This is a genomic window from uncultured Cyclobacterium sp., from assembly GCF_963976465.1.
Classification (GTDB): Bacteria; Bacteroidota; Bacteroidia; order Cytophagales; family Cyclobacteriaceae; genus Cyclobacterium.
Window position 1 is genome coordinate 1 of the sequence record NZ_CAXBOC010000233.1, and the last position, 8,205, is coordinate 8,205.

Sequence of the window (8,205 nt, forward strand, 5' to 3'; positions counted from 1 at the left end):
TACTGTATCTGCCATCGGCATAGAACTTATTCTGTAGCTTAAAAAGCTCCTTACGCAGTTTTTTAAGTGCCTTCTTTGTTTCCATTTTATCAGCTTCTGCTGGCGGCAAGGTGGTTATATGATTTAAGTCTACCATTTTCTACTCTTTATTATTTTGCTCATAGGCCATGGTAAAATATGCTCCGTCATCCTCCGTGAATTTCTGACGTTGTAATACTAAACTCTCAGTCAGGTATTCTTCAACCGTGTAGTTGATGGTCTTTATCTTTAGGCCCATCACATAGGCTTCAACTACAGCATCACTACTAATAGTTATCTTTCCATTTTCTTTTTTGCTCTGCCTGTTTTTTATGGTAACCAGGCTTTTAGAACCAAAAAAACTGAGTACGCCCGATTCAACGCTCATCTTCAAATAGATATCTTTCAACTTACTGCTACTTTGTAAATCATATAACTGCTTAAAATCTTCTGAGGTAACATCCACTTTTGTCTTTTCATCTCCCGGATCGGTAAAAGGAAATACATTGACCAGCACATCAAATTCTCTGGGGTTACACTTGTAAGTGGTGGTATATTTTTCATCCAATTGGTTATTTTCATCATACAACTCCACCAACACTTCTACAGTATAGGTTTCACTTTCCCGCTTTAACTCTCCGGTCAGAAAAATTTGCATGCCTTGTGGTTTTCCATTTTTGTCAAAATTTTTACGAACTATTTTTTTTCCAGCAATCTGCTCAATCAACATTTCCTTTTCCTGACCATAGGACATGCCGGGAGTAAATTGCAGAAATATCAATATGAGGAAGAGGATATTACGCATGGTGCTTCATTAACGCTTTAATCTCCATTGCCAAAGTTTCAGAAAGATCAATAGCATTGCTTTCATGAGGGATGGTGTTACAGGTTACGATCTGCTGTACGCCTGAATTTTTGAGGTCTTGAAAAGCAGAACCTGCAAACACCGCATGAACTCCCACACATACAGGAGGTCTCATGTTGGCTTTTTTTAAGTGGCCCACTGTCTCAATCATAGTCCTTGCAGTGGAAATAATATCGTCAACCAGCACCGGGGTGTGGTCTTTATATTTTGCCACATCCGGTATGGATACTTCTACATCCCGGTCACCATGTCGTACTTTTTCTAACACGGTAAAGGGCGCACCGGCTTCTTTTGCTACCTGAGAAACCCACTGCTCACTTTCGCTATCCGGGCCGATGAATACCGGCTTTTCTATGTTTTGGCTCACCCATTTTGAAATGTGTGATGCCGCATGCACTGTGGTATTAGGTACGCTATAGATTTCGCTTAACGAGCTTCTACGGTGCAGATGTGGGTCTACTGTGGTAAGTGTTTCTGCGAATCCGGAAATTAATTGTGCAAAATACGTTGAGGTGATCCCTTCTCCAGGGTTAAATTGTTTGTCTTGCCTCATGTAGGCCAGGTAGGGTGCTACAAAGCAGGTACATGCGGCTCCCAGATCTTTGGCTGTTTTACTTAGAAAATATAAGGGCAGCAACTTAGCGTCCGGTTTATATAAGGTGCAAACCATCACCACGCATTTTCCTTTTACGTCAGAATGTATCTGTACAAAGCTCTCTCCATCGGGAAACTGCCGGATGGTTGCCTCACCCTTTTCAGCCTGAAGGTGTCCGGCAATTTTTTCAGTAAGATCTTCGTTGCCCGGTAAGGCAAAAACTATCATTTCCATATTTCTATGTCTCTTTTATTTTAATAATTTCTTTTTGTGTATCCAGATAAGAAAGGGCGTACTCAAGCTCTCCTCGTGACTCAGCATGGATTTCAAACAGGGTATCGTTTTCTTCCACCTGAGTATTCAAAGGCGTAAGAAGCAAAATGCCTGCTGTCATCGCTCCCGGAGCACCAGCCAGCTTAGCCACTTTCGCAAGTCTGCGATTATCAATTTCTGAAACTACCCCAGTCGTTATGGACTTGATCTTGTGCTTATGGGGGGCTACTTCAGGTTCCCTGAAAAAGCCTTGTGCCTGGCAGATAGCGGTAAATTTTTTGTAGCCCTCTCCACTTTTCAAAATCCTCAAAGCTTCAAGAGCGCCTGCCCCTTCGGCTGCTTTTCCTCCCATTTCAAGTAACCTGCCTGCCAGTAGTACTGCTCTTTCGCGTAGGTCATCAGGTGCATGGTCTTCATTTCTTAAGACGGACAAAACATCCCTTGCCTCCAGTGCAGGGCCGATGCCCCGCCCTACAGGTTGCGATCCATCGGTTAATATAATATCAATATTCAGTCCGATGGCTTTGCCTACGGCAACCATCTTTTCTGACAGATGCTCAGCAGCTTCCCGGGAGCGCACTTTAGCCGTTGGGCCGACAGGAATATCAATCACAACATCAGTAGAACCTGCTGCCGCCTTTTTTGAAAGCACGGAAGCGATCATCTGCCCTTCGCTATCAATATCTAATGCTTTTTCCACACGGATGAGTATATCATCAGCCGGACTTAACTGTACTGATCCGCCCCAGGCCAGGCACCCCCCTTCTAGCTCCACCACTTTTTTCATTTGCTCGGTGGTAAGATTTACGTTGGTAACTACCTCCATGGTGTCAGCGGTGCCAGCCGGAGAAGTAATGGCACGGGAAGAAGTTTTAGGAATGGTCAGCCCCGCTGCGGCAACAATAGACACTACCAGTGGGGTAGTTCGGTTACCAGGCAAGCCACCTATGCAGTGTTTATCATAAACCTTATCTTTACCCCAATCCAGTTTAAAACCCACATTAATCATGGAACGGGTCAGGGCAATCACTTCTTCCTGATTTAATGCATTCCCTGTGCTGGAAGCCAGAAAAGCTGAAAGTTGAATATTGGATAAATTCCGATTGACGATATCGCCAATGATCCTGTCAAAAGCTATCTGGTTCAAGCGGTGTCCATAAATTTTCTTACGGACGTCACTCATGGAATCCAAGGCATCCAAATGACTCAAGGTGAGTTCATCCCCAGCATTTGCTCCCAATGAATCAATGGCTGCTTCTGATAAGCTTAGTTGGTCATGAGTCAGATGTTCTTCATTGTCCCAAACGATGAGTGAGGCCACGATGGTTTTATTTCCTTTTGAAACTTTTATACGATTTAAAGCCTCAAATCCTTCGGACACACATACCGGACAATTCTTGCGCATAAATACCATGTATTCATTGCGTGCATCAATGCCTAGTCTTACTAATTTTAATACGTTATGGCGGGTATCCTTTGCTTCCATCACAATTCTACCGTTTGATTAAGTTGAGGGATATGTGTTTGCCATCCTTTATTATCTTCCAGGGCTTTTGATAAAGCTTCTGCCTGCGCTGCTTCCCCATGAATAATGAATACCTTTTCGGGTTGTTTTTTAATTTCAGAGAGCCAGTCAATCAAATCGTTTTGGTCACCATGCGCACTCAGTCCTTCAATGTGTTCCATGTGCATTTTGAATGGTAGCCATTTGCCATACACTTTAATTTCTTTCGCTCCTTCCAGCAGTTTTCTTCCTCTGGTTCCTTCTGCCTGATAGCCTACAAAAAGTAAGGTGTCATTACTATTGCCTGATCTTGTTTCCATATAGTTCAGTATTCGTCCGCCCGTCATCATTCCACTTCCGGCAATGACGATCTTGGATTTGTTGTCTTCCCTCAGCGCCAAGGTTTTCCGATAGTTGCTAACTACCTGAAAATGAGAACACATTTCATCACATTCTTCCGGTTTAAGCTTATGCCAATCCCGCGAGGCATGGAAGAGGTGAAGTACATTGGCACCCATCGGACTGTCCATGATCATGGGTATTTTTGGTATCTTCTTCTCTTTCAATAACCGCCATATCATCAGCATCATCAATTGCGTGCGCTCTACCGCAAAGCTCGGTATGAACAGGCTGCCCCCCCGTTCAATGGTTTCATTGATGATACGTTCCAGTTCAGGAACTATAGTTTCCTCTTCCGGATGCACCCTGCCGCCATAGGTGGATTCAATCAGCAGTATATCTGCCTTTTCAGGCTTTTTAGGAGCATATAGCAGCAAATCTTTTTTGCGTCCGATATCACCAGAAAACACCAGGCGACTATCGTTGATCTCTACTTCAATAAAGGTTGATCCTATAATGTGGCCATTGTATTGCCACCTAACCTTAAAGTCTTCTTCTATCACATGCCACTTTCCTTCTGAAACAGGGTTAAAAAGTGGGCTTGTTTTTTCAACGTCTTTCAGGTCATAAAAAGCCTCTGCCGGATGGTGTTTACTATATCCTTCTTTATTGGCTCTGGCAGCCTCCTCTTCCTGAATTTTAGCACTGTCTTTTAGTATAATTTCAGCAATCTTGAGGGTGGGCGCACTTCCATATATTTTGCCTTTGAAGCCTAATTTCACCAAGCGGGCCAGGTAGCCTGTGTGATCAAGGTGCCCATGGGTAAGTACCACCGCGTCAATAGATGCCGGGACATACTCGGGTGGCTCCCAATTGAGCAGTCTCAGTTCTTTTAATCCCTGAAAAACACCGCAATCCACCATCAGCTTTTTACTTCCGGTTTCAAGCAAATATTTGGATCCTGTAACGGTACCAGCCGCACCTAAAAATTTTATGGTTATTTTTCCTTTCATCTTTAAATACAAATCATTTTTAATAGACGGCCCTGCTTGAACAAATTTCGTTTCCTTCTTTAAGTATCCCTCTGATCCGTTTATCAGATATTCCTATTTCATTAAGCACCTTTGGCTTGTCACAAAGCTCTTTGCAGAGTACTACCATCTTATCAATCAACTGTTGCTTTTCGGATTTGGTAAGCGTAGTGAGGCAGGTGATAGGATGTAAACCGGACAAGTTAATCCGGTCACTTAAACTTCCTTGTTGGGGATAATCCCAGCCTACGAGAATCAAACCGGAACATATACCATATTGAATGGCATCTTCGGTGAACCGGGTATTGGTCACCACCCAACCCTGATGAAACTTAGTAGCATGATCTTTACGTTTCTGCCATTGCTTTTTTACATCTTCAAACCGGGATTTTATATAGAGTGGAATTTTTACATCGCACTTATAACCTTGCCGATTATGGAATTTGCACTCTACCATAAAGTGCTTATTATCCTTTTCGGCCTCCACATCTATTTCGTGAGTCACACAATGGCCCTGAATGATCACACCTACTTTAGTGCGGTATCCCTGGTGTTTGAGAATTTCACCAATGAACTTTTCAAAGGGGTATCCTGATGGTCCTAGCTCTAAAATAGCCTGCTTGATTTTGTACCTTCCTGCGACAGGTTTTGAGTACTTCCTGAGCATGGAAAAGGCCTGATTGTATATTTTTTTTGTAGACATTCCATCAAATAGCTGCTTCTCAATTTCGCTCACAATCCGATCTGTTACAGCCAAATCTGCTCCGGCTCGTTCCAGCGATTGCCTTAATTTTTCTGTTGAGAAAGCGGCTCTTTCTCCTGAAGCTTTTGTGATGAGAACGGTCTTTTCTGACATTTATACTACTTTAACAATCCAATGTTAAAGTTAGAATATTACACCTCGGAGGTATTTACGATATCTCACTTTAGATGTATGAAATTATGATACTCAAAAACTTTTCTGAGGTTATGAGTCAAAGCTCTTTTCGCAGTAATAATTGATGAGGTAGTCCTGATAAATCCAAAAGAATTTACTGATATCAAAGAAGTTTAAAGGAGCCATGCTAAACTTTGATTTTATCTCATGCACCAACTCACTGTATTCCAAATAATCGGATGGCAATAAAGTCTTGTGGTGATAACTTTGAATTACTTTCAATGAATATTTATTCCATAATGGAAAAAACATCGGGGCATGAACGGCACAATATCTGGATGCAAATGCTATAGTTTCATTATCAATACCGCTATGCCCATTTTGAGCAAGGCCAATGGCAATTGAAAGGTCGCTTTTGGTCAGAGGTTTATCAATTTTTAGCCTTTCAATATGATCATGAAAGCCGCACATGATGAAATAATCAACCCTGTCATGATCGGCTACTGCCATAACCTTCTCTTTGATGACATCAATATCCTGATTACCGGGACGGTTTTTGATGAATTTGATGAGTTTTCTATCGGTAAGAAAGTAACCTCGAATTGCTTTTGTGTGATTAACATATTCCTCCATGACTCTCGGAATCATTCATTTATTACTTCCACGGTTTTAGGAGCTATGACTACTTGACGCATAACTGTACCATACCATTGATTGAAAACCACACAGGCAGTCAAATCTCCGGTGACATTAACCGCTGTACGAAACATTCCCAATAATCGCTCTACACCGATAATGATGATGATACCTTCTGCCGGAATACCTGCACTGCCCAAGACAGATGCAAGAATTACAACTCCTCCTCCCGGAATGGCCGGTGTACCTATTGACGCAGCAACTATAGTTATAACCACAACGATAATATTAAGCAAACTCATTTCCAGCCCGTACGCTTGGGCAATGAACAAAGTGGTTATGGTTTGATAAAGAGCTGTGCCATCCATATTGACAGTTGCCCCGATAGGGATGATAAAATTACTGATCGCATGATCCACTTTTAATTCTTCTTCTGCTGTTTGCAACGAAAGAGGCATTACTGCAGCAGAACTGGTGGTGGAAAAAGCCAGGAGTTGAGCGCCTCTGATCTTTCCCAAGAATTTTAGCGGGTTCCTGCGGCCTAACAAACTCACCATCATCAGGTATATGCCTACTAAAATTAGTAAACCTGCCAAGACTACTATCACGTAATAACCTAGTCCGGCAAGGGAGCTTAGACCTACACTGGATGTAAGCTGAGCCATGAGACCAAAAACTGCTATGGGTACTAAAATCATGGCCCACTTAACTACTGTCATACAAATTTCCTGTACTGCACTCAGCAATAACTTCACAGGTTTCAGCAGATTATCTGGCAATGATAATACTGCCACTCCAATAATAATGGTAAAGATGACAATGCTCAACATTTCCCCGCTTACCATAGAGGCCAGCGGGTTTTCAGGCAGCAGATCGGTAATGATGCCCGGCATATCATTGATGCCAAACGATAATTCAGCATTTTCTTCGCCTGCCGCCAGTACTGCTTCATGCTCGGCAGCTGCCTGTTCATGCAGGTAGCTGCCCGGTTTAAAAATGGTGGCAAGAAGGGTTCCTATACTCACGGAGATAATGGTGGTAGCCACAAAATAAAGTAAAACACCACCTCCCAGTTTTTTCAGGTTGTCTTTGTCATTACTGGCGATACCAGTAATGATAGAGGCCACGATTAACGGGATCATGATCATTTGCACGAGCTTAAGAAAGAGCATGCCGGGCAGGGCCAGCCAGTTACCTAAAACATCGGCAGTGGCTTTGCTCACCCATCCATTTTGTGGGCTTAAAAGAAGGCCAAAACCCACTCCTAAGAAAAGTGCAATGAGTACCTTTAACCAGAGCTTGCCTGCTACCAGTTTTTGAAGATAGGTATTAAGTGATTTGAGAGATTTTATTTCTGTATCAAACAAGCTCATTATATGATCCTCAAACTTTCATTTGTCTTTTTAATTGATCTCTCGGCACTTTCTTCTATCCCGGTCAATGCCCTGATCGCATCAATGGTCTCCGGGATTACGATGGCCTGGTTGTCCACTACATAGGCGTAATAGAGCTCATTACCTTCTACTTTTAGCATGTCTTGCCACAGTGCTACCTCGTACATATCGCCCCAGGGTCGTCCCATATCCAGGTATCTTTCTTTGATCGTATTATTGGAAACCAACCCATCGTTATAGCTTATCAACGTGATTCGTGTAGATGTCTGAAATGCCTCTATCACTTCCTTTTTATCAGCTTTTCGGGTAAGTCGCACATTCCAGTAATGTAGATGGCTCAGGGTTTGAGGAACTTTCACCGCCATAGTAACTACATCCAGCTCAGGGTCTACACTTTGCGCATCAGGTCCCTGATGGCTGGGGATGTCTTTTTCAGGTACCAGAGTATTCATGATGCCACCGAGATGGCTTTCCCAGGGGTCGGTCGCTCTACGAAGCAAAGTACCACGGGCACTTTCTAACAGTCCGGCTCTTTTCAATGCAGAAAGTGTCCTGACAATTGAAGTGGTGTTACACGAAACTACCCGAGTACTGTCCCGGTTTAGGGCGGAAGCATAATTGTTTTCTGCGCTAAAGGAATGTCCGGTAGTTTCGTGTTTTTCACCTCCTTGAA

Annotated in this window: 8 protein-coding genes; all 8 read right to left on the reverse strand. The window is 42.9% G+C overall.

Translation table 11 applies throughout. The features are described 5' to 3' along the window. Window positions 1-139 precede the first annotated feature (139 nt). Window positions 140-823, reverse strand: coding sequence for a hypothetical protein (locus AAC037_RS13630; protein ID WP_339815564.1), 684 nt, complete (start codon window positions 821-823; stop codon window positions 140-142). Then, the gene (locus AAC037_RS13635) at window positions 816-1,712 is read right to left on the reverse strand and encodes a ribose-phosphate pyrophosphokinase (protein ID WP_339903508.1); all 897 of its coding nucleotides are present in this window, start codon (window positions 1,710-1,712) and stop codon (window positions 816-818) included. The genes AAC037_RS13630 and AAC037_RS13635 overlap by 8 nt, the downstream gene beginning before the upstream one ends. A 4-nt stretch (window positions 1,713-1,716) precedes the next feature. Next, on the reverse strand, window positions 1,717-3,237 hold the full coding sequence (locus tag AAC037_RS13640; protein ID WP_339790089.1) for a thymidine phosphorylase family protein: 1,521 nt from the start codon (window positions 3,235-3,237) through the stop codon (window positions 1,717-1,719). Next, window positions 3,237-4,607: an MBL fold metallo-hydrolase gene (locus tag AAC037_RS13645; protein WP_339790091.1), complete on the reverse strand. Its 1,371-nt coding sequence runs from the start codon at window positions 4,605-4,607 to the stop codon at window positions 3,237-3,239. Before AAC037_RS13645 ends, AAC037_RS13640 begins: the two co-directional genes overlap by 1 nt. A 19-nt stretch (window positions 4,608-4,626) precedes the next feature. Continuing rightward, window positions 4,627-5,481: a restriction endonuclease gene (locus tag AAC037_RS13650; RefSeq protein WP_339790093.1), complete on the reverse strand. Its 855-nt coding sequence runs from the start codon at window positions 5,479-5,481 to the stop codon at window positions 4,627-4,629. Between the two features lie 111 nt (window positions 5,482-5,592). Continuing rightward, entirely contained in the window at window positions 5,593-6,150 is a 558-nt protein-coding gene (locus tag AAC037_RS13655; RefSeq protein ID WP_339903509.1) for a hypothetical protein, read from the reverse strand. Further along, window positions 6,147-7,511, reverse strand: a complete 1,365-nt coding sequence (locus AAC037_RS13660) for a dicarboxylate/amino acid:cation symporter (RefSeq protein WP_339790098.1) — start codon at window positions 7,509-7,511, stop codon at window positions 6,147-6,149. Before AAC037_RS13660 ends, AAC037_RS13655 begins: the two co-directional genes overlap by 4 nt. Then, window positions 7,511-8,205: type II glyceraldehyde-3-phosphate dehydrogenase (locus tag AAC037_RS13665; protein ID WP_339903510.1), on the reverse strand; the 695-nt coding region annotated here is incomplete at its 5' end. The genes AAC037_RS13660 and AAC037_RS13665, both read right to left, overlap by 1 nt.